We start from the raw sequence: 310 nt of genomic DNA, 5'->3' as shown, positions 1-310 counted from the left end.
GATGAAACTCTCTGGCATGAGCTTTCCCGAAGCACTTGAGGCACTTGGTGGATTCCTGAATATGCACCCGCGTGAAAAACTGGAAGCAATCAGGAAGGAGTTACCGAAGATAAATCATAATGACGACTTCATCACCGAGCAGGAAGTTGCCGCAATCATGGCTAAAACGACGCGTGTCGCGATGAATGAGTGGACGTTGATAAATGGTATTGGTTGCGACGTTAACGTCGTCAGAGCTAAATCTGGAGAGCTTATTGCGGTTGAGATGATACGCGCTGACACAATGAAGCCGTGTAACGTGGCGTTCATT

Annotated in this window: 1 protein-coding gene; it reads left to right on the top strand. The window is 47.7% G+C overall.

The window, feature by feature from the left end:
* Positions 1-16 precede the first annotated feature (16 nt).
* Positions 17-310: hypothetical protein (locus H4O21_RS25195; protein ID WP_220495922.1), on the top strand; the 294-nt coding region annotated here is incomplete at its 3' end.

Source organism: Oceanospirillum sediminis, assembly GCF_014164585.1.
GTDB lineage: Bacteria > Pseudomonadota > Gammaproteobacteria > Pseudomonadales > Halomonadaceae > Oceanospirillum > Oceanospirillum sediminis.
Note: the sequence above shows the minus strand (reverse complement) of the source record. Positions and strands in the feature narration are given on the sequence as shown.